20 protein-coding genes and 1 pseudogene are annotated in these 19,833 nt (G+C 52.2%); 8 read left to right on the forward strand and 13 right to left on the reverse strand.

Features of this window, described 5'->3' with window-relative positions; genetic code table 11:
- Window positions 1-51: 51 nt before the first annotated feature.
- The 3 genes from E1B03_RS18395 to yfbV all read right to left on the reverse strand — a co-directional run bounded on the left by E1B03_RS18395 (window position 52) and on the right by yfbV (window position 1,755).
- A complete protein-coding gene (locus E1B03_RS18395; RefSeq protein ID WP_103770362.1) occupies window positions 52-729 on the reverse strand; it encodes a sugar phosphatase in 678 nt (225 codons plus the stop codon).
- Window positions 722-1,216, reverse strand: coding sequence for a YfbU family protein (locus E1B03_RS18400; RefSeq protein WP_016153841.1), 495 nt, complete (start codon window positions 1,214-1,216; stop codon window positions 722-724). Before E1B03_RS18400 ends, E1B03_RS18395 begins: the two co-directional genes overlap by 8 nt.
- A gap of 83 nt (window positions 1,217-1,299) precedes the next feature.
- A complete protein-coding gene (yfbV, locus tag E1B03_RS18405) occupies window positions 1,300-1,755 on the reverse strand; it encodes a terminus macrodomain insulation protein YfbV (RefSeq protein ID WP_003028087.1) in 456 nt (151 codons plus the stop codon).
- A gap of 339 nt (window positions 1,756-2,094) precedes the next feature.
- On the opposite strand from yfbV, the gene ackA reads away from it, so the two are divergent.
- The 3 genes from ackA to yfcC all read left to right on the forward strand — a co-directional run bounded on the left by ackA (window position 2,095) and on the right by yfcC (window position 7,362).
- Window positions 2,095-3,297 carry an acetate kinase gene (gene ackA / locus E1B03_RS18410; RefSeq protein WP_103770361.1) on the forward strand — a complete coding sequence of 401 codons (1,203 nt, stop codon included), beginning with the start codon at window positions 2,095-2,097 and terminating at the stop codon, window positions 3,295-3,297.
- A gap of 196 nt (window positions 3,298-3,493) precedes the next feature.
- Window positions 3,494-5,638: a phosphate acetyltransferase gene (gene pta, locus E1B03_RS18415; protein ID WP_103770360.1), complete on the forward strand. Its 2,145-nt coding sequence runs from the start codon at window positions 3,494-3,496 to the stop codon at window positions 5,636-5,638.
- Window positions 5,639-5,841: 203 nt separating this feature from the next.
- The gene (gene yfcC, locus E1B03_RS18420) at window positions 5,842-7,362 is read left to right on the forward strand and encodes a putative basic amino acid antiporter YfcC (RefSeq protein WP_103770359.1); all 1,521 of its coding nucleotides are present in this window, start codon (window positions 5,842-5,844) and stop codon (window positions 7,360-7,362) included.
- 54 nt (window positions 7,363-7,416) lie between these two features.
- Here yfcC and yfcD read toward each other — a convergent pair whose 3' ends face one another.
- From yfcD to yfcF, 3 genes are read right to left on the reverse strand one after another with little or no spacing between them, the layout of a single operon-like run.
- A complete protein-coding gene (gene yfcD, locus E1B03_RS18425; protein WP_006683645.1) occupies window positions 7,417-7,971 on the reverse strand; it encodes an NUDIX hydrolase YfcD in 555 nt (184 codons plus the stop codon).
- 56 nt (window positions 7,972-8,027) lie between these two features.
- Window positions 8,028-8,579 carry a phosphodiesterase gene (gene yfcE / locus E1B03_RS18430; RefSeq protein WP_133086711.1) on the reverse strand — a complete coding sequence of 184 codons (552 nt, stop codon included), beginning with the start codon at window positions 8,577-8,579 and terminating at the stop codon, window positions 8,028-8,030.
- Window positions 8,580-8,634: 55 nt separating this feature from the next.
- On the reverse strand, window positions 8,635-9,279 hold the full coding sequence (yfcF, locus tag E1B03_RS18435; RefSeq protein ID WP_103770357.1) for a glutathione transferase: 645 nt from the start codon (window positions 9,277-9,279) through the stop codon (window positions 8,635-8,637).
- 134 nt (window positions 9,280-9,413) lie between these two features.
- Between yfcF and yfcG the strand changes: the two genes are divergently transcribed.
- The 4 genes from yfcG (at window position 9,414) to E1B03_RS18455 (ending at window position 11,967) form a co-directional block, all read left to right on the forward strand.
- Window positions 9,414-10,049: a GSH-dependent disulfide bond oxidoreductase gene (yfcG, locus tag E1B03_RS18440; protein WP_103770559.1), complete on the forward strand. Its 636-nt coding sequence runs from the start codon at window positions 9,414-9,416 to the stop codon at window positions 10,047-10,049.
- A gap of 54 nt (window positions 10,050-10,103) precedes the next feature.
- Window positions 10,104-10,466 carry a dihydroneopterin triphosphate 2'-epimerase gene (gene folX, locus E1B03_RS18445; protein ID WP_103770356.1) on the forward strand — a complete coding sequence of 121 codons (363 nt, stop codon included), beginning with the start codon at window positions 10,104-10,106 and terminating at the stop codon, window positions 10,464-10,466.
- Window positions 10,467-10,486: 20 nt separating this feature from the next.
- Complete coding sequence (locus tag E1B03_RS18450) at window positions 10,487-11,380, forward strand: TIGR01777 family oxidoreductase (protein WP_103770355.1); 894 nt, start codon at window positions 10,487-10,489, stop codon at window positions 11,378-11,380.
- Window positions 11,381-11,451: 71 nt separating this feature from the next.
- Window positions 11,452-11,967 (forward strand): GNAT family N-acetyltransferase, encoded by a 516-nt coding sequence (locus tag E1B03_RS18455; protein WP_133086712.1) that lies wholly within the window; start codon window positions 11,452-11,454, stop codon window positions 11,965-11,967.
- Between the two features lie 33 nt (window positions 11,968-12,000).
- Here the strand turns inward: E1B03_RS18455 and hisP are convergent, their stop codons facing one another.
- The 7 genes from hisP to E1B03_RS18490 form a co-directional block, all read right to left on the reverse strand.
- The gene (gene hisP / locus E1B03_RS18460) at window positions 12,001-12,774 is read right to left on the reverse strand and encodes a histidine ABC transporter ATP-binding protein HisP (RefSeq protein WP_043017062.1); all 774 of its coding nucleotides are present in this window, start codon (window positions 12,772-12,774) and stop codon (window positions 12,001-12,003) included.
- Window positions 12,775-12,787: 13 nt separating this feature from the next.
- Window positions 12,788-13,495 (reverse strand): histidine ABC transporter permease HisM, encoded by a 708-nt coding sequence (gene hisM, locus E1B03_RS18465; RefSeq protein WP_003028116.1) that lies wholly within the window; start codon window positions 13,493-13,495, stop codon window positions 12,788-12,790.
- On the reverse strand, window positions 13,492-14,178 hold the full coding sequence (locus tag E1B03_RS18470; RefSeq protein ID WP_133086713.1) for a histidine ABC transporter permease HisQ: 687 nt from the start codon (window positions 14,176-14,178) through the stop codon (window positions 13,492-13,494). The genes hisM and E1B03_RS18470 overlap by 4 nt, the downstream gene beginning before the upstream one ends.
- Window positions 14,179-14,364: 186 nt before the next feature.
- A complete protein-coding gene (gene hisJ, locus E1B03_RS18475; protein ID WP_003028120.1) occupies window positions 14,365-15,147 on the reverse strand; it encodes a histidine ABC transporter substrate-binding protein HisJ in 783 nt (260 codons plus the stop codon).
- A 247-nt stretch (window positions 15,148-15,394) separates the two neighbouring features.
- Entirely contained in the window at window positions 15,395-16,177 is a 783-nt protein-coding gene (gene argT, locus E1B03_RS18480) for a lysine/arginine/ornithine ABC transporter substrate-binding protein ArgT (protein WP_103770351.1), read from the reverse strand.
- 287 nt (window positions 16,178-16,464) lie between these two features.
- Complete coding sequence (locus tag E1B03_RS18485) at window positions 16,465-17,034, reverse strand: UbiX family flavin prenyltransferase (RefSeq protein WP_006683633.1); 570 nt, start codon at window positions 17,032-17,034, stop codon at window positions 16,465-16,467.
- A gap of 40 nt (window positions 17,035-17,074) precedes the next feature.
- Window positions 17,075-18,088: a LacI family DNA-binding transcriptional regulator gene (locus E1B03_RS18490; protein WP_103770350.1), complete on the reverse strand. Its 1,014-nt coding sequence runs from the start codon at window positions 18,086-18,088 to the stop codon at window positions 17,075-17,077.
- A gap of 339 nt (window positions 18,089-18,427) precedes the next feature.
- On the opposite strand from E1B03_RS18490, the pseudogene E1B03_RS18495 reads away from it, so the two are divergent.
- A pseudogene (locus tag E1B03_RS18495) lies at window positions 18,428-19,830 on the forward strand (MFS transporter).
- Window positions 19,831-19,833 lie beyond the last annotated feature (3 nt).

Below are 19,833 nucleotides of genomic sequence, written 5' to 3' on the forward strand. Positions count from 1 at the left end.
TGAGTCGATTCTGCCATAAAAAAGCCCCAACAATCTGGGGCTAAATCATGATCAGGTATTTCTTACAACGACCACATTTCCGTTGGGTTGTTTGGTCACAGAAATATGTTCCAGACTGGTCAGCGAAAAATCGACCTCATCCAGACGCGGCGTGTCCGCAGGCGCGTTGACCGCTATGACATGACACCCTGCGGCCAGTCCTGAGAGCACCCCGGCAGGCGCATCTTCCACCACCGTGCATTCCTGCGGCGCAAGACCCAGAAGCTGAGCACCTAACAGATAGGCGTCTGGCTCTGGCTTCCCTCGTTTTACCCGCTCGGCGGTGACAAACACTTCAGGAGCAGGAAGCCCTGCCACACGATGGCGCGCCCGAGCGACCGGCATAGATCCGGATGTCACGATCGCCCATGGAATACCGGCTTTATTGAGGTGGTTGAGTAAATCAACCGCCCCCGGCAGCGCGGTTATCCCAGCGGTTTCCGTCGCTTCGATCTGCTCCAGACGGGTGAACTCTGCGGCGATTTCGGCCTCAGATTTACCCACCATAAAGTGTCGCAGGGAGGTAATGGCCTGCTTGCCATGAATAAAGCCCAGCACCTCGGCGTGATCGAGGCCAAAACGATCGGCCCAGTTGCACCACGCGCGTTCTACAGCGGGTAAGGAATCGACCAGCGTTCCATCCAGATCAAACAGAAAACCTTTGCACTGCACGCTCGCCCCCTCAGGCATTAATGATTTGGTTAATTTCATTCGCACTCAGGTGATACTGGCGCGGGCAAGAGTGCCAGACATTCAACATACGCTGATATTTTTCCCACATCGGGGTCTGGGCGTTGAAGCCATGCGTCCCCGCATCAAAGTGGGTATAACGCCCTTCCACATTGACCATAAAACGAACGTAGCCGAGGTAACGGGCTTCCGTTGCGGCATCAAAGCCGAGGAAGGTCACACGACGCTCATCAATGGCCTGCGCGTCCTTAAGATTAGTCCATGACACATGTAATGCGTGATACATCTCCATAATATCGATAATCGTACGACAGGTTTCTTCCGTCAGCTCACCAAACTCACGATCCAGCTCGCGCATCTGCAAGCCGTAACCGCGTTCAATAATCGTCTGCAAACGACGATAACGCTCGGCGTTAGTTGGATCGAGCATAGTCATCATTTTGTACTGATTCGACAAAATCAGACGTTGAGCGTTGGTCATTTCCATTTGGGACTCCTGTATCACTACTACTGCGATGAAAAAAAAGAAGGCATCTTGTGCCTTCTTTTATATGCGTAATCAGGGGTCAATTACAAATCATCGAGGAAAGTTTTATCCAGTTGTTTGAAGGCGCGCTTAAGCGTGTCAGCCAGCGCCTGGTAATCAGGCTTTCCTTCAACAGGAGAGAGCGCCTGCCCGGCCTCTTGCAATTTACCCCGAACTTCGTAGAACCAGTTGAGTATTGAAGGCGGCAGCGGCGTTACAGAACGTTTACCCAGCCACCACATACCCTGCATCGGTAGGCTGAGCGCAAACAGCGCGGTTGCCACGGCCGGTCCCAACTGCCCGCCTAGCGCAATTTGCCAGCATAGGGTGAAGACGGCGATTGGCGGCATAAAACGGATTGCGTAACGCGTCATGCGGATCACGCGGTTCTCTACAAACACGGGCGCGAGGCGCTTTTCCATGGGCCACGTCTTCGCATAGTGCTGCCCCCGGCGAAACAAGCTAAAAAAATTGACAGAGCGATTATCCGGTGTCGACATGGCGGTTACCTCAACTTCACATATAAAAATTAAAAAATTTGTGCAAAACAACAACTACAAGAGACATCGTTCAAAACATTTTGTCTTTGATACCCACATTCAGGTATCCTGTGCCGGCCTGTAAGGCCTTTAGTCCAAAATCATTGAGTCGTCAAATTGGCATATAGTATGCCATTGCCTGAAAAATACGCAAAATGACATAGACTCAAAGGTATTTATTCCATCGTGCCCAAAAAGACTATGGCGCATGATGTTAATCATAAACGTCGGTGTCATCATGCGCTACGCTCTATGACTCCCTGACGTTTTTTTAGCCACGTATCATAAATAGGTACTTCCATGTCGAGTAAGTTAGTACTGGTTCTGAACTGCGGTAGCTCCTCACTGAAATTTGCCATCATCGATGCAGTAAACGGTGAAGAATACCTCTCTGGTTTAGCCGAATGTTTCCATCTCCCAGAAGCACGTATCAAGTGGAAAATGGACGGCGGTAAACAAGAAGCGGCTTTAGGTGCAGGCGCCGCTCACAGTGAAGCGCTGAACTTTATCGTTAACACTATTCTGGCACAAAAACCAGAATTGTCTGCGCAATTGACCGCTATTGGTCACCGTATCGTACACGGCGGCGAGAAGTACACCAGCTCCGTGGTTATTGATGATTCTGTTATCCAGGGCATCAAAGATTCCGCCTCTTTCGCACCGCTGCATAACCCGGCTCACCTGATCGGTATCGCAGAAGCGCTGAAATCTTTCCCGAATCTGAAAGACAAAAACGTGGCCGTATTCGACACCGCGTTCCATCAGACTATGCCGGAAGAGTCTTACCTCTATGCTCTGCCGTACAGCCTGTACAAAGAACACGGTGTTCGTCGTTACGGCGCGCACGGTACCAGCCACTTCTTCGTCACTCAGGAAGCGGCAAAAGTGCTGAACAAACCGGTTGAAGAACTGAACATCATCACTTGCCACCTGGGCAACGGTGGTTCTGTATCTGCTATCCGTAACGGTAAATGTGTTGATACCTCCATGGGTCTGACCCCGCTGGAAGGTCTGGTGATGGGTACGCGTTCCGGTGACATCGACCCGGCGATCATCTTCCACCTGCACGATACCCTGGGCATGAGCGTTGACCAGATCAACAAAATGCTGACCAAAGAGTCCGGCCTGCTGGGTCTGACCGAAGTCACCAGCGACTGCCGTTATGTTGAAGATAACTACGCAACGAAAGAAGACGCTAAACGTGCAATGGACGTTTACTGCCACCGTCTGGCGAAATACATCGGTTCTTACACCGCGCTGATGGATGGTCGTCTGGATGCCGTTGTCTTCACCGGTGGTATCGGTGAAAACGCAGCGATGGTTCGTGAACTGTCTCTGGGCAAACTGGGCGTTCTGGGCTTTGAAGTTGACCACGAACGTAACCTGGCCGCGCGTTTCGGCAAATCTGGTTTCATCAACAAAGAAGGTACCCGTCCTGCGGTGGTTATCCCAACCAACGAAGAACTGGTTATCGCGCAAGACGCGAGCCGTCTGACTGCCTGATTTCACACCGCCAGCTACACCCTAAATAATTCGAGTTGCAGGAAGGCGGCGACGCAGCAAATCCCCAGGAGCGTACATTAGTACGTGACTGGGGTGAGCGAGGAAGCCAACGCACATGCAACTTGAAGTATGACGGGAAGCTGGTGATGCCGTTTTGTAACCCGCCTAAATTGGCGGTAACGAAAGAGGATAAACCGTGTCCCGTATTATTATGCTGATCCCTACCGGAACCAGCGTCGGTCTGACCAGCGTCAGCCTTGGCGTGATCCGCGCAATGGAACGCAAAGGCGTTCGTCTGAGCGTCTTCAAGCCGATCGCTCAACCGCGTGCCGGTGGCGATGCACCAGACCAGACTACCAGCATCGTTCGTGCTAACTCTTCTCTGCCAGCCGCTGAGCCGCTGAAGATGAGCCACGTTGAGTCTCTGCTGTCCAGCAATCAGAAAGATGTGCTGATGGAAGAGATCATCGCTAACTACCACGCGAACACCAAAGACGCTGAAGTTGTACTGGTTGAAGGCCTGGTCCCAACCCGTAAACATCAGTTCGCGCAATCTCTGAACTACGAAATCGCGAAAACGCTGAACGCGGAAATCGTCTTCGTTATGTCTCAGGGTACCGATACCCCGGAACAGCTGAACGAGCGTATTGAACTGACTCGCAGCAGCTTCGGCGGCGCGAAAAACACCAACATCACCGGCGTAATCGTTAACAAACTGAACGCACCGGTTGATGAGCAGGGCCGTACTCGCCCGGATCTGTCCGAAATTTTCGACGACTCTTCCAAAGCGAAAGTGATCAAAGTTGATCCGGCTAAACTGCAAGAATCCAGCCCGCTGCCGGTTCTGGGCGCGGTGCCATGGAGCTTCGAGCTGATCGCTACTCGTGCAATCGATATGGCGCGTCACCTGAACGCCACCATCGTTAACGAAGGCGATATCAATACCCGTCGCGTGAAGTCTGTGACTTTCTGCGCACGCAGCATTCCGCACATGCTGGAGCACTTCCGCGCAGGTTCCTTGCTGGTAACTTCCGCAGATCGTCCTGACGTGCTGGTTGCAGCATGCCTGGCGGCCATGAACGGCGTGGAAATCGGTGCCCTGCTGCTGACTGGCGGCTACGAAATGGACGCGCGCATCACTAAGCTGTGCGAACGTGCATTTGAAACCGGCCTGCCGGTATTCATGGTGAACACCAATACCTGGCAGACCTCTCTGAGCCTGCAGAGCTTCAACCTGGAAGTTCCAGTTGACGATCACGAGCGTATTGAAAAAGTTCAGGAATACGTTGCTAACTACATCAACGCTGACTGGATTGAATCCCTGACCGCGACCTCTGAGCGCAGCCGTCGTCTGTCTCCGCCGGCGTTCCGTTATCAGCTGACCGAGCTGGCACGTAAGGCTGGCAAACGCGTTGTTCTGCCTGAAGGCGACGAGCCGCGTACCGTTAAAGCGGCGGCTATCTGTGCCGAACGTGGTATCGCAACCTGCGTACTGCTGGGTAACCCGGATGAGATCACCCGTGTTGCAGCTTCTCAGGGCGTAGAGCTGGGCGCTGGCGTAGAAATCGTTGATCCAGATGTGGTTCGCGAAAGCTACGTTGCTCGCCTGGTCGAACTGCGTAAAAACAAAGGTATGACCGAAACCGTTGCCCGCGAACAGCTGGAAGACAACGTGGTTCTCGGTACCCTGATGCTCGAACAGGATGACGTTGACGGTCTGGTTTCTGGTGCTGTACACACCACCGCGAACACCATCCGTCCGCCGCTGCAGCTGATCAAAACTGCACCGGGTAGCTCTCTGGTATCTTCCGTGTTCTTCATGCTGCTGCCGGATCAGGTTTACGTTTACGGCGACTGCGCGATCAACCCGGATCCGACTGCAGAGCAGTTGGCAGAAATCGCGATTCAGTCCGCGGATTCCGCAATTGCCTTCGGTATTGAACCACGCGTAGCGATGCTCTCCTACTCCACCGGTACTTCTGGTGCAGGTAGCGACGTAGAGAAAGTTCGTGAAGCGACTCGTCTGGCACAGGAAAAACGTCCTGACCTGATGATTGACGGTCCGCTGCAGTATGACGCCGCCGTTATGGCTGACGTAGCAAAATCCAAAGCGCCGAACTCTCCGGTTGCAGGTCGCGCTACCGTGTTCATCTTCCCGGATCTGAACACCGGTAACACCACCTACAAAGCGGTACAGCGTTCTGCCGACCTGATCTCCATCGGGCCGATGCTGCAGGGTATGCGTAAGCCGGTAAACGACCTGTCTCGTGGCGCGCTGGTAGACGATATCGTCTATACCATCGCTCTGACCGCGATCCAGTCTTCCCAACAGCAGCAGTAATCTGCTGAGTAGTGTGCCGGATGTCTTATCCGGCAACACCTCTGCTTATCAAACCGGAAATAGCTGATATTTCCGGTTTTTTTATCTCTGTTTTTCCCCGCGGCATATTCTGAAACATTTGCCAGGATGCGCTGCATCAATGAATAACTATTCTCCTGTTTGCATACTTACCCTCTTTTGCATTGCAACAGGGATAGTCCTTCATGTCAGCAGTAACAGAAACACAGCCAGCCAAAAAGTGGGCAATGCCCGACACGCTGGTGATTATTTTTTTCGTCGCCATTTTAACCAGTCTGGCGACATGGGTTGTTCCCGTCGGGATGTTCGACAGCCAGGAAGTGCAGTATCAGGTTGATGGACAAACCAAAACCCGTAAGGTGGTTGACCCCCACTCCTTTCGTATTCTGACCAACGACGCAGGTGAAGAACAGTATCACCGGGTGCAGTTTTTCACCACCGGTGATGAACGCCCAGGGCTGATGAATTTCCCGTTCGAAGGATTAACCTCCGGCTCAAAATTCGGCACCGCCGTTGGCATTATTATGTTCATGCTGGTGATCGGTGGCGCATTTGGCATCGTTATGCGTACCGGTACCATTGATAACGGCATCCTGGCGCTGATCCGTCATACGCGAGGTAACGAAGTTCTGTTTATCCCGGTGCTGTTTGTTCTCTTCTCATTGGGCGGAGCGGTGTTTGGCATGGGAGAAGAGGCCGTCGCCTTTGCCATTATCATTGCGCCTTTGATGGTACGCTTAGGTTACGACAGTATCACCACCGTTCTGGTCACCTATATCGCAACTCAGATTGGTTTTGCCAGCTCGTGGATGAACCCGTTTTGTGTGGTGGTCGCGCAGGGGATTGCGGGCGTGCCGGTGCTCTCTGGCTCCGGTCTGCGTATCGTGGTGTGGGTGGTTGCGACCCTGATAGGGCTAACCTTCACGCTGGCCTATGCGGCACGCATCAAAAAGAATCCACTCCTGTCCCGGGTACATGAATCCGACCGCTTCTTTCGCGAACAGCAGGATGAAGTCGTGGAACGGCGCTTCACTCTGGGCGACTGGCTGGTACTGCTGGTGCTGACCGCGGTGATGATTTGGGTTGTCTGGGGCGTTATTGTCAACGCGTGGTTTATTCCTGAGATCGCCAGCCAGTTCTTCACTATGGGCCTGGCGATCGGCATTATCGGCGTGGTCTTTCGGCTCAACGGCATGACGGTCAACATCATGGCCTCCTCATTCACGGAGGGAGCGCGCATGATGATTGCCCCTGCCCTGCTGGTCGGTTTTGCCAAGGGTATATTACTGCTGGTCGGTAATGGAGAGGCGGGTGAAGCCAGCGTGTTAAACACGCTGCTGCACAGCATTGCTAACGGCATCAGCGGGCTGGATAACGCCATCGCCGCATGGTTTATGCTGCTGTTCCAGGCGGTATTTAATTTCTTCGTCACTTCTGGCTCTGGTCAGGCAGCATTGACTATGCCGCTACTCGCACCATTAGGCGATCTGGTTGGCGTAAACCGTCAGGTCACCGTACTGGCCTTCCAGTTTGGCGACGGATTCAGTCATATTATCTATCCAACGTCGGCATCCCTGATGGCAACGCTAGGTGTTTGTCGGGTGGATTTTCGTAACTGGCTGAAGGTCGGCGCCACGCTGTTGGGACTGCTGTTTATTATGTCCAGCGTGGTGGTGATTGGCGCGCAGATAATGGGTTACCACTAAAATGATTGCCCGGCCTACACGATTTCTCAACGCTGTAGGCCGGATGAGCAGTTTTTACTCAGCTTCTTCCTGCTTTTCGGCTTTCGCCCCTTCATTCTTGGCGTTGCGGGTCATCCACAGCGCCAGGGCTTTCAGCGAATCCGGCGTAAATTCGTCACAGCGCGCGGTGATTTCTTCCGGCGTCAGCCAGCAAACTTCACTAACCTCTTCTTCCTGAAGCGCAAACGGTCCGTGGGAAACACAGCTAAACAGCCCGCCCCACACGCGACAGTTCTGGTCTTCAAAATAAAACTGCCCATGCTCGGCAAACGGCACGCCCGCAATCCCCAGTTCCTCTTCCGCTTCACGGCGCGCTGAGTCCAGCAGTTGCTCGTCCGCCTGCACAACACCGCCAGCGGTGGCATCCAGCATGCCGGGCAAAAAATCTTTTGTCTCAGTACGACGCTGAACCAGAATTTTGCCCATACCATCATGCACAACGATATACGTTGCACGATGACGTAAGCGTTGCGCCCGCATTTGTTCCCGGCTGGATTGTGCAATGACTTCGTTGTCTTCGTTCACAATATCCACCCATTCCGTACTTGCCAAACGACGCTGTTCCACCATCAGGAAACCTTCTTTTTTCTTGCGCTCTTACGGCGCGTTTATGTTTGTGGGGTAAATTACGGATTAATCTCGACCTGTGCAATAACACTTTGATCATTGAGTGCCATTACGCTGAGAACATTATCATCCAGAATCCCGAAACTTGCCGCAAAGCCCCCTTTCGGGATGCTTACTGAGCCAGGATTGAAGTGATAAATATCCCCTTGCCGCTCAGCAACGGGCAGATGAGTATGCCCATAAACCAGCACATCTCCCACGTTGAGAGCCGGTATATTTTGTGGGCCAAAAAGATGCCCGTGCGTCAAAAAGAGTCGCTGGTTTTCTGTCAGAATTTGCTGCCACGGCGCGGTCATCGGAAAATTCAGGAGCATCTGATCTACTTCGCTGTCACAATTGCCACGCACCGCGATAATTCGCGCTGCCAGCTCATTCAGCCGATCTGCAACCTGCGCGGGCGCATAGCCTTCCGGTAACGCATTACGCGGCCCGTGGTTTAAAATATCACCCAATATCACCAGCCATTGCGCCCCGCTTGCGGTAAACAGTTCGAGCACGCGTTCCGTGGCTGGCAACGAACCATGAATGTCCGATGCGAACATCAGTTTCATCACTCACTCCTCGTTGAAAAGTACCTTGTAATGATACTGGATTACGCCCCGCTTTTCAGCAGGAACGCTTCGCGGAAAGCGCGATAAAACGCTGGACAGAAGCGCGCTGCCACTGGAAGGCAGCGTATTCCGCAAGTGCCTCTGGAACCTCATCGCCGTTAAGAACCAAACGATTAAGCATTAGCGCTAAATCGCAGTCTGCGATACACCATTCACCAAATAAATTCTGTTTACCGTGGTTCAGTAAACTGCCCGCAGTGGCAAACAATTTTTCCGCACTGGCTTTTCCCGCTTCGCTTAACGGTCCTTTCTTCACGCCAGCAAAAACCACATCCGTTGAGCGTTCTTCACGAATAGGCATCAAATCGCTGCGGATCCACGCCTGAACCTGGCGCGCCCGTGCGCGCTTTTGTACATCGTGTGGGTAGATACGCTCCCACTGCGGCGGCGCAAAACGCTCTTCCAGAAATTCCGTAATCGCTGATGATTCACTCAGCTCAAAACCGTCGATTTCAAGAACAGGCACGCGGCGCGTCAAGGTGTAGCCTTGCCATGAAGGGTGCAAGTGTTCACCGCTATTAAGATCAACGGTTTTCAGCGTAAAAGGCAGCCCTTTCTCTTGCAGAGCAACATAAACAGACAGCACGTAAGGGGAGAAAAAATTGGCATCTGACCACAGCGTAATTGCAGATTTGCTCATAATGTCCTCTGAAGTGTATTGGCTTGCCTTCAAAATATAGAGTCTTTCTCTCGCTGTCACTTGATGAAAACTCACGCACGCCAACAGGTTCTATACTTGTTATGACCCGGTTCATGACAATACGGATGCTGAAAATGATCGATCTCTATTACACGCCATCGCCAAACGGTCACAAAATCACGCTGTTTCTTGAAGAGGCGCAGCTGCAATACCGTTTGATTCATGTCGATATCAGCAAAGGCAGCCAGTTTCGCCCTGATTTTCTGCTGATCTCGCCGAACAATAAAATCCCAGCCATTATCGATAGCGCCCCGGCGGACGGAGGAAGACCCATCAGCCTGTTTGAGTCCGGTGAAATTTTACTCTACCTGGCGGAGAAGAGCGGTAAGCTGCTGAGCGGTGAGTTGCGTGAGCGCCACATCACGCTTCAGTGGCTGTTCTGGCAGGTCAGCGGCTTGGGTCCTATGCTGGGTCAGAATCATCATTTCAGCCACTACGCGCCACAAACGATTCCCTATGCTATCGAAAGATACCAGGTTGAAACCCAGCGCCTGTATAACGTGATGAATAAACGCCTGGAAACGTCACCCTGGCTGGGAGGCGATCACTACAGCATTGCCGATATTGCCTGCTGGCCGTGGATCCACGCCCATCAGCGTCAGCGCATCGACCTCGACAACTACCCGGCGGTCAATAACTGGCATGAGCGTATCCGTACCCGTCCCGCAACCGAACGCGCCATGCAGCAAGCACAGAGTGAGAAGCGGTGACGCAATTCGGTTCTCGTGTATCATGCAGAGGTTCATACATGGAGGAAACCTGCAATGTCACAACCTGACGCTATTATTCGTATAAAAAACCTTCGTCTGCGCACCTTTATCGGCATTAAAGAAGAGGAGATCCTTAACCGCCAGGATATCGTCATCAACATTGCCATTCACTATCCGGCAGACAAAGCTCGAACCAGCGAAGATATCAACGACGCGCTGAATTACCGCACTATTACTAAAAGCATCATTGCCCACGTGGAGGGTAACCGCTTCTCATTGTTAGAAAAATTAACTCAAGATGTGCTCGATATCGCACGCGAACATCACTGGGTCACTTATGCTGAAGTGGAGATAGATAAACTTCACGCATTGCGTTACGCCGACTCAGTTTCTATGTCGCTGAGCTGGCAGCGCTAAAACGTAACCCGGGAGGCGACATGCAGATTCTGATTACCGGCGGTACTGGCCTGATTGGACGTCATCTGATCCCCCGCCTGCTGGAACTGGGGCATCAGATAACCGTAGTGACTCGTTCCCCTGATAAGGCGCGTCAGATTCTCGACTCCCGGGTCACGCTGTCCAAAGGTCTGGCAGAGCGGCAAAACCTCAATGATATTGATGCCGTGATTAACCTTGCCGGAGAGCCAATTGCAGATAAGCGCTGGAGCGCACAGCAAAAGGAACGCCTGTGCCAAAGTCGCTGGGGCATAACGCAGAAGCTGGTCGATTTAATCAATGCCAGCGAGACGCCGCCCGCGGTGCTCATTTCCGGTTCCGCTACCGGTTACTACGGCGATTTGGGCGAAGTTGTGGTTACGGAAGAAGAACCGCCGCATAACGAATTTACCCACAAGCTGTGCGCCCGCTGGGAGCAAATTGCCAGCACTGCGCAAAGCGACAAAACCCGGGTGTGTATGCTGCGTACCGGCGTGGTGCTGGCCTCTGCTGGCGGTATTCTGGCAAAAATGGTCCCGCCGTTTCGTCTTGGCTTAGGTGGACCCATTGGCAACGGACGCCAGTATATGGCCTGGATCCATGTTGATGATATGGTCAACGGAATTATTTGGCTGCTGGATAACGATCTGCGCGGCCCCTTCAATATGGTTTCACCCTATCCGGTTCACAATGAACAGTTTGCTCACGCGTTGGGCCACGCTCTGAACCGCCCTGCGATTCTGCGCGTTCCCGCCAGCGTAATGCGTCTACTGATGGGCGAGTCTTCGGTGCTGGTCCTCGGCGGGCAGCGGGCGTTGCCAAAACGCCTGGAAGCGTCCGGTTTTGCGTTTCGCTGGTACGATTTAGAAGAAGCGCTGGCGGATGTCATCCGATAACCCCTAAGCGCTATTCACAGTCGCCGTTGTGGTGGTAAGGTTATAGACCAGATTTCCGCAATGGCGACGTTATGGCGATAATATCGACTCCCCGACTTACCCTCTCTTTATTTCAATTTTCTGACTGGTCATTTTTCCAGAAACTCCGTGAATGTCCTGAAGTCATGCGTTATATGGGCGACATCGCCCCGGCGAAAGACACGCGTCTGTTATTCGCCAGACGCCTGGCCGCCCAGCATACGTTCGTCATCCGCGAGCATAACAACCCCACCCCGCTTGGCGACATTGGTCTGCAAATCAGTCATTTATACCCGCACGAGGCCGACCTCGGCTACGCCATCTTACCGCAGGCTCAGGGGAAAGGAATTGCCAGCGAAGCCGTCCTCGCGGTGTGTCAGTACGCCTTCGAGCATGCCGGTGTGAAGGCGATAAACGCATACGCACTGGCGGATAACAAGGGCTCAATACGTATTCTGGAAAAAACGGGATTTGTACGTACGCAGGTACTGGAAAAGGCGTATGAGATAGACGGTATCGCCTACGATGACTGGGTGTTCCGGCTGGAGCACGACGTGCTAAAATTGTAAGCCCGGAAAGCGTCGCGCCTCCGGGCGGGTGACTTACTTCAACGAACCTTTGAGAAACTGCTGCAAACGCGGGCTTTGCGGATTACCGAATACCTGCTCCGGGTCGCCCTCTTCTTCAATTTTCCCCTGATGCAGGAAAATCACATGTGTGGAGACATGACGAGCGAATCCCATTTCGTGGGTCACGACCACCATGGTTTTACCCTCTTCCGCCAACTGTTGCATAATGCGCAGCACTTCACCCACAAGCTCTGGGTCAAGCGCCGACGTAGGCTCATCAAACAGCAACACTTCCGGTTCCATCGCCAGCGCTCGGGCAATAGAGACACGCTGCTGCTGGCCACCGGACAGGTGCACCGGATACTTGCCCTGTGCACGCTCATCAATACCCACTTTAGCCAGATACTTCACCGCACGTTCACGGGCCTCCTGCTTGCTCAGCCCCAGCACCTGGATCGGCGCTTCCATCACGTTTTCCAGCACCGTCATGTGGCTCCACAGATTAAAGTGCTGAAAAACCATCGTCAGTCTTGTGCGCAGCAGGCGCAGTTGATTTTTGTCCGCAACCTTGAGCTGACCGTCTTTGTCGCGCACCAGGCCAATATTCTGGCCACTGACGACAATCGACCCGGCGCTCGGTTTCTCGAGAAAGTTAATACAGCGCAGGAAGGTACTTTTACCGGAACCAGACGAGCCAATAATACTGATAACATCACCCGCATTGGCTTGCAGCGATACCCCTTTCAGCACTTCATGTTCGCCGTAGTGCTTATGTAAATCGATAACGTTTAATTTATTTTCAGACATCGTGTTACTCGAATCATTTAGAGGATACATGCTGCAACCAGCGTTTTTCCGCTTTACGGAACAGGCTGATCAGGACATACGAAATAATCAAATACAGCACCGCGGCAATACCGAAAGCGGTAAACGGCTGATAGGTTGCCGAGTTGATATCGCGGGCGATTTTCAACAAGTCAGGCACCGTTGCAGTAAACGCCAGCGCCGTGGAGTGCAGCATTAAAATGACTTCATTGCTGTAAGCCGGCAGCGCAATACGCAGCGCGGAAGGCAAAATAATGCAGCGATACAGTTTAAACGACGAGAACCCGTAGGCACGCGCGGCCTCAATCTCACCATGGGGCACGGAACGGATAGCCCCGGCGAAGATCTCCGTAGTATAGGCGCAGGTATTCAGCGTCAACGCCAGTACTGTGCAATTCAGCCCACTGCGGAAAAACGCATTGAGGAAATCCGTGCCTTTAACTATCTCCAGCGTATACATCCCGGAATAAAACACCAGCAGCTGTACATACAGTGGGGTCCCACGAAAAATATAGGTGAACAGCCAGATGGGAAACTGGATAAATTTATTACTGGAAACACGACCAATTGCCAAAAACAGCGCCAGTATCCCGCCCATCACCACTGATGAAATAAGAAGCCACAGGGTAATAGCAACGCCGGTATAGCGATATCCGTCGGTCCACAGCAGGGACTTCCAGTATTCCTGAATAATCTCAATCACAGGTCAGCCCTCTTCACACCCACGGAATAGCGGCGCTCAAGGTACAGCAGCACACCATTAGAAACAGTGGTAAACACCAGATAGATGACCCCGCACACTACGGCAAAATAGAACGGCTCCCAGGTACTCTTCCCGGCAAGCTGAGTGGCTTTCACCACGTCTTCAAGTCCAAGCAACGACACCAGCGCCGTGGCCTTAAGAATAACCTGCCAGTTGTTGCCAATTCCCGGTAAGGCATAGCGCATCATCGCCGGGAACATTATGCGGCGAAATATTTGTGAGTTGGTAAAACCGAATGCCGTCGCGGCTTCAATATGGCCTTTGGGCACGGCCATAAATGCGCCACGAAATGTTTCGGTAAAATAGGCGCCGTAGATAAACCCAAGCGTAATGATACCCGCGACCATTGGATCGATATCAATCTGGCCGATACCGATGGCATCGGTAATAGTATTCAGCGCGATTTGTAATCCGTAGAAGATGAGCAGCATTAAGACCAGATCGGGCACGCCGCGAATAAGCGTTGTGTACCCTTCGAATATAAGCGCCAGCGCCCGGCTTTGCGACAGCTTTGCTGCCGCGCCGACAAGGCCTATCAGAACCGCCAGTACCACCGAGCTGAGTGCCAGCTCCAGCGTAACAATTGCGCCCTGTAAAATAACACCTGAAAAGCCATACAACATGCTGCCTGTCCTGTCGTGTGTGGTGGAGTAATAAGCCTCTTTTGATTTCAGACTAACCGTTAAATGCCGGATGGCGGCTTTGCCTTATCCGGCCTACAAAATCAACGTAGGCCTGATAAGCGCAGCGCCATCAGGCATAAATTCAACGCGTCAAAAATCTACGGGCTTTATCAGCACCTGCGGTGATTAACCGCCGTAAACATCAAAATCGAAGTACTTTTTCGCCAGCTTCTCGTAAGTACCGTCAGCTCGCATTTCGGCAAAGGCTTTATTCAGCGCTTCGCGCAGTTCGTTGTCGTCTTTGCGCAGTCCCATACCGGTACCCACGCCAAACAATTTCTCGTCTTTCACAGACGGGCCGCCGAATTTATAATCTTTACCAACTGGCTGCTTCAGGAAGCCTTCGCTTGCCGCGACTTCATCCTGGAATGCGGCGTCAATACGCCCGGCAGTCAGGTCAGAATAGATATTGTCTTGCCCCTGATAGGAGACAATTTCAATGCCTTTTGGCGCCCAATGTTCGTTGCCAAACGTTTCCTGAGTGGTGCCCTGCAGCACGCCAACACGCTTGCCTTTCAGCGACTCAATGGTCGGCTGAATAGCAGAATCTTTAGCGACAACCAGACGCGAGTCCGCTGCATAAAGTTTGTCGGTAAAAGCGATTTCCTGCTGACGTTTTTCAGTGATGGAAAGCGAAGACATAATCGCATCGATTTTCTTCGCTTTTAGCGAAGGGATCAGCGCGTCCAGCGGGTTTTCCACGAAGGTACATTGTGTATTGATACGTTTGCACAGCTCTTTGGCCAGATCGATATCAAAACCGACTAATTCACCCTGCGCATTTTTCGATTCAAACGGCGCATAAGTAGGATCGGTACCGATACGAATTTTTTGCGGAATGGCTGCAAATGCTGCGGTAGCACTGGAGAAAGCCAGGACCAGAGAAAGAGACAACACCAGTTTTTTCATAACTATCCTCAACAGACTGTCTTTTATAGGGGATCTTTACAGGACCAGGTGCAGTTATCGTGCCATTAATCAGGCCGACAAGGCAAAGCATTCTACCCTGCCGACGGTATTTATTTGCATGAAAAGCGCTTAAGTATGCACTCATGCTTATTAAATCAGCGACAAAAGCACCAAAACAGTGCACTGAATTTATTATGCACCGTAATGGTTACCCGCAATGGTGCAGTCAATTCCCCGCTACGGTGTATTAATCGCCGTAGACATTAAAGTTAAAATACTTGCTCGCCATTTTGTCGTAGGTGCCATCTTTGCGCAGTTCGCCCAGCGCTTTATCAAAAGCGGCTTTCAGCTCTACATCATCTTTGCGCAAACCAATCCCGGTTCCGTCGCCAAAGTATTTTTTATCTTTTACCGAAGGACCGGCAAAGGCGTAGTCCTTACCGGCTGGTTGCTTCAGGAAACCTTCGCTGGCCGCGACTTCATCCTGCAACGCCGCGTCCAGACGACCTGCGGTCAGGTCAGAATAGATCAGGTCCTGGTTCGCATAGGCCACCACATCCACGCCTTTGCTGCGCCAGTTGTCATTGGCATAGGCTTCCTGAGTAGAACCTTGCAGGACGCCAACGTGTTTACCCTTGAGAGAGTCCAGAGTCGGTTGAATTGGGGAACCTTTCGCGGCGATCAGACGTGAGTCTGCTGCATAAAGTTTGTCTGAGAACGCAATCTCTTGCTGTCGCTTCTCGGTGATAGAAAGCGAGGAGATGATGGCATCAATTTTTTTCGCTTTCAGCGATGGGATCAGCGCATCAAAGTCGCTGGCAACCCAGGTACATTTAATCTGCATGCGCTTACACATCTCATTTCCCAGATCGATATCAAAGCCGACAAAGTCGCCCTTGGCATCTTTAGAGGAAAAAGGTGCGTACGTTGTATCTGTACCAATACGAACCGTCTGCGGAAGTGCTGCGTAGCTGGCCGCGGTGGCGGAGAGTCCTACCAGCAAAGACAAAGCAAGAACCGTCTTCTTCATACATAACCCTCAAGTGGCGTAATTTTATTATGTTTTACGTTGTGTTGTGTGTTTGCAGACTTTTTCATGCAGGTCTTATGCCATTTTCGCGTCGATGAGGATATTCGACGTTAAATATGTTAATAAAACGTTGCAATAATGTCCTGATTTTGAAGATAGCAGGTCTGGCGGTTGAACCGCAGCGTTTCGTTGAGTTTTAACGAATTAAATGTTGAGGATATGATCGCGGTTACAAAATTGCCCTGAAACAGGGCAACGGATGTTTCTTTGCACGCTGATGGAACGGCTTACGCCCCTTGCCAGCGGGTGAACAGGTCCTGTGGAAGGGAGATATCAAACTGATCGAGAACACGATTAACTGTTTGATTAATAACATCATCTAGCGTTTGAGGTCGATGATAGAAAGCCGGAACAGGCGGCATAATCACCGCACCAATTTCCGCAGCCTGCGTCATTAGCCGCAAATGTCCCAGATGCAGCGGCGTTTCACGCACGCACAACACCAGCGGGCGGCGTTCTTTCAACACCACGTCTGCCGCACGGGTAAGCAGCCCATCGGTGTAGCTGTGAACGATGCCAGAAAGCGTTTTGATTGAACACGGCAAAATAACCATGCCGGCAGTCTGAAAAGAGCCAGAGGAGATACTGGCGGCGATATCGCGCGTATCGTGATTCACATTCGCCAGCGCCTGCACGTCGCGTACAGAGAGGTCCGTTTCCAGCGCCAGCGTCTGCCGGGCAGCGGCGCTCATCACCAGATGGGTTTCCACATCGGTAACGTCACGCAAAACCTGCAGCAGGCGCACGCCGTAAATTGCCCCGCTTGCGCCAGAAATACCAATGATGAGTCGTTTCACTGTGAGAGCCTTTTCGTCGTAATGGCGAGACTTTGCCGGATTACGGCGTCGGGCGCAACTGTGAATGTGACGCTGCACTGAGCGAGCTTTCACGAACCACCAGACGAACCGGCAACAGCAGATTTCGTTCCCCTTGCTCATTGAGCAGCAAACGAAACGCATCCTGTCCAAGCTCATGCTTATCGACCGCAACGGTGGTTAACGCCGGATGTGCCCAGGTCGCTGCATCAATATCATCGAATCCAACAATGGCAATATCTTCCGGTACTCTGATTCCTTTGCGCGCGCAGACCCGCATCGCCACCAGAGCGGCAATATCGTTATAGGCAAAAATCGCGTCCGGCGGCTGGGGCAGCGCCAGCAGCTTGTCCAAGCCATCAACCAGCGCCTGCTCGATATTTTTGACCGGCGGCGCTTCAACCTGATATTCCTCAGGAAGCGTGAGTCCTGCTTCGAAAAGTGCCTGCTGATACCCTTCTACACGCTGGCGAATACTGTAATGACGCTGCGAATGACCAAGAAATGCAATGCGCTTGCGTCCCTGTTCAAGCAGATGCCGTGTAGCAATAAATCCGCCATGAAAATTATCCGGGTTGACGCAAGGAAAGTCGGCGGCCCACAGATCCACCAGCGCCACAGGTAATGCCAGCTTGCGCAGTTCAGCAAGTATTTCCGCTTCCAGATAACCGGCGCAGATAAGCGCATCGGGCTGGTGCAGATTAATCAGCTCCACCACCGAATCTTCTGGTCCGATAGGCAAGAAACTCATCGCAATGTCGTTTTCCCGGCAAGATTCGGCCACACCGAGCATTACCGTGGAATAGAAAGGCAACGCGCTGGCGATATTGTGTTCGCGATGCAGCAAAAAAAGTAAGCGCTTAATACGGCCGCTGCGCAAACGGCCAAAATCGTAACCCTCCGCCTGTGCAATCGCCAGTATTCGCTGACGCGTCTCCTCGCCAAGACCAGGTTGCCCTTTCAGCGCCCGGGAAACCGCAGCGATAGAAACGCCGCATGCGGATGCAATGTCTTTGATTCGGGTTTTTTTCGCCATTCCGTTTGTTTACACCTGTCACGCGTTCTTTTGTCGATGTCCGGTTCTGTTAGCCGTAAGCATATCACCCTCACGGCGAGCGATTAACAATACGTAATTTACTCATAGAGTCACTACAAGAACCACTAATCGCACAATCTCGCCCCACATCTGTGATCAAGATCACCTTTAAAATTATTTTTCTAGTAAAAATCAAGATCATTTTCACAGAGAACGAAACTCGTCATATACCAACACTCCAAGCCAGATCTATGCTCGCAAACGTTACTTGTTTAGTAAAAACTGTCAGAGATAAGCCGTAATGACTCTTTAAATCATCCCCCTGTTCGAGGATTGGTTATGACAATTGCTGATAACCTGGATACTGATGTACAGACCGTTGACGCGGGAGAGACGCTCTCTACCCGCGAAAAGATAGGCTATGGATTAGGCGATGCCGGCGGGCACTGCATCTCAGATTTGATAAGCGGCTTTTTGCTTTTTTCTATACCGATGTTTTTGGTTTAAGCCCGGCCATTGTGGGGGCGATGTTTTTTGTTCTGCGCATATTCGATGCCGTTTCCGACCCGGTGATGGGCGTGATTGCCGACCGAACCCGCAGCCGCTGGGGGCGTTTTCGCCCGTGGCAACTGTGGACGGCAGTACCGCTCGGCGTCATCGGTATCCTGACCTTTACCGTGCCGGATATGGGGCCAAATGCGAAAATTGCCTGGGCCTTCGGTACCTACTTTCTGCTCTCCATCGGCTATACCGCTAACAACGTTCCTTACTGCGCGCTGATTAACGCTGTAACTAATCGCCACGATCAGGTGATGTCCTGTCAGTCCTGGCGCTTCGTGTTAAGCGGCATTGCGGGTTTCCTCGTCGCGGTAGGCCTGCCATGGATGGTGGAATATTTTGGTCAGGGCAACCTGGCAAAGGGCTACCAATACGGCGTAACGGTATTATGTACCATCGGCGTGGTGATGTTTCTGCTGTGCTTCTTCTGGGTCAAAGAGCGCGTACCGTTGTCGCTGGCAGGGAATTTTACGCTGCGTGAGCACCTGGCAGGGCTGCGCAAAAACGATCAACTGCTGATGATGCTGGTCATGTCCTTCCTGCTGGTGAATATTTTGTGCATTCGCGGCGGCGGCTACATGTACTTTATCTCCTACGCGCTTGAAGGCGGTGCCGGGTACATGTCGATGTTCTTCGGTATCCTGACCGTTTCCGGGATTGCCGGCGCCATAATAGTCAACCCGCTCTCACGCCGCGTCGATATGGTACGCCTTTACTTCTGGACCAACCTGGTGCTGGTTGCGTTTGGAATTGGCATGTACTTTCTTCCGGTTGGCCCACACTACCAGGTGTTATGGCTGGTCTGCATTGCTATTAACAGCGTGATTCAAGGCTTCACCCTGCCGCTGCACTTCTCGATCATGGCCTTCGCTGACGACTACGGTGAATGGAAAACCGGCGTGCGCTCTTCCGGGATGAACTTCGCCTTCAACCTCTTTTTCATCAAGCTCTCCTGGGCTTCTTCCGGCGGCATTATCAGTCTGATTCTGATTATGGTGGCCTATCAGCCAGGACTGGGGAACCAGACGCCAGCATCTATTCATGGCATTACGCTGTTGCAAAGCCTCGTCCCGGCGCTGTTCCACTTTGTGCTCGCCATGTGCCTGCTGAAGTGCCGCCTTAACGGCCCAATGATGAAACGTATTTCTACCGACCTTCACCAACGCCATTCACTCATTTCCTGAGGT

Origin of the sequence: Citrobacter arsenatis (assembly GCF_004353845.1) — a bacterium.
In the GTDB taxonomy this organism is placed as follows: Bacteria; Pseudomonadota; Gammaproteobacteria; order Enterobacterales; family Enterobacteriaceae; genus Citrobacter; species Citrobacter arsenatis.

Excerpts from the sequence above, each read along its gene's own strand:
- yfcE (WP_133086711.1), bottom strand. The coding sequence starts at position 8,579 with ATGAAACTGATGTTCGCATCGGACATTCATGGTTCGTTGCCAGCCACG.
- E1B03_RS18450 (WP_103770355.1), top strand. The coding sequence starts at position 10,487 with ATGCAGATTCTGATTACCGGCGGTACTGGCCTGATTGGACGTCATCTG.
- E1B03_RS18470 (WP_133086713.1), bottom strand. The coding sequence starts at position 14,178 with ATGTTGTATGGCTTTTCAGGTGTTATTTTACAGGGCGCAATTGTTACG.
- folX (WP_103770356.1), top strand. The coding sequence starts at position 10,104 with ATGTCACAACCTGACGCTATTATTCGTATAAAAAACCTTCGTCTGCGC.
- argT (WP_103770351.1), bottom strand. The coding sequence starts at position 16,177 with ATGAAGAAGACGGTTCTTGCTTTGTCTTTGCTGGTAGGACTCTCCGCC.
- yfcD (WP_006683645.1), bottom strand. The coding sequence starts at position 7,971 with ATGGTGGAACAGCGTCGTTTGGCAAGTACGGAATGGGTGGATATTGTG.
- hisJ (WP_003028120.1), bottom strand. The coding sequence starts at position 15,147 with ATGAAAAAACTGGTGTTGTCTCTTTCTCTGGTCCTGGCTTTCTCCAGT.
- E1B03_RS18490 (WP_103770350.1), bottom strand. The coding sequence starts at position 18,088 with ATGGCGAAAAAAACCCGAATCAAAGACATTGCATCCGCATGCGGCGTT.
- E1B03_RS18395 (WP_103770362.1), bottom strand. The coding sequence starts at position 729 with ATGCCTGAGGGGGCGAGCGTGCAGTGCAAAGGTTTTCTGTTTGATCTG.
- yfcC (WP_103770359.1), top strand. The coding sequence starts at position 5,842 with ATGTCAGCAGTAACAGAAACACAGCCAGCCAAAAAGTGGGCAATGCCC.
- yfcG (WP_103770559.1), top strand. The coding sequence starts at position 9,414 with ATGATCGATCTCTATTACACGCCATCGCCAAACGGTCACAAAATCACG.
- yfcF (WP_103770357.1), bottom strand. The coding sequence starts at position 9,279 with ATGAGCAAATCTGCAATTACGCTGTGGTCAGATGCCAATTTTTTCTCC.
- yfbV (WP_003028087.1), bottom strand. The coding sequence starts at position 1,755 with ATGTCGACACCGGATAATCGCTCTGTCAATTTTTTTAGCTTGTTTCGC.
- E1B03_RS18455 (WP_133086712.1), top strand. The coding sequence starts at position 11,452 with ATGGCGATAATATCGACTCCCCGACTTACCCTCTCTTTATTTCAATTT.
- ackA (WP_103770361.1), top strand. The coding sequence starts at position 2,095 with ATGTCGAGTAAGTTAGTACTGGTTCTGAACTGCGGTAGCTCCTCACTG.
- hisP (WP_043017062.1), bottom strand. The coding sequence starts at position 12,774 with ATGTCTGAAAATAAATTAAACGTTATCGATTTACATAAGCACTACGGC.
- E1B03_RS18400 (WP_016153841.1), bottom strand. The coding sequence starts at position 1,216 with ATGGAAATGACCAACGCTCAACGTCTGATTTTGTCGAATCAGTACAAA.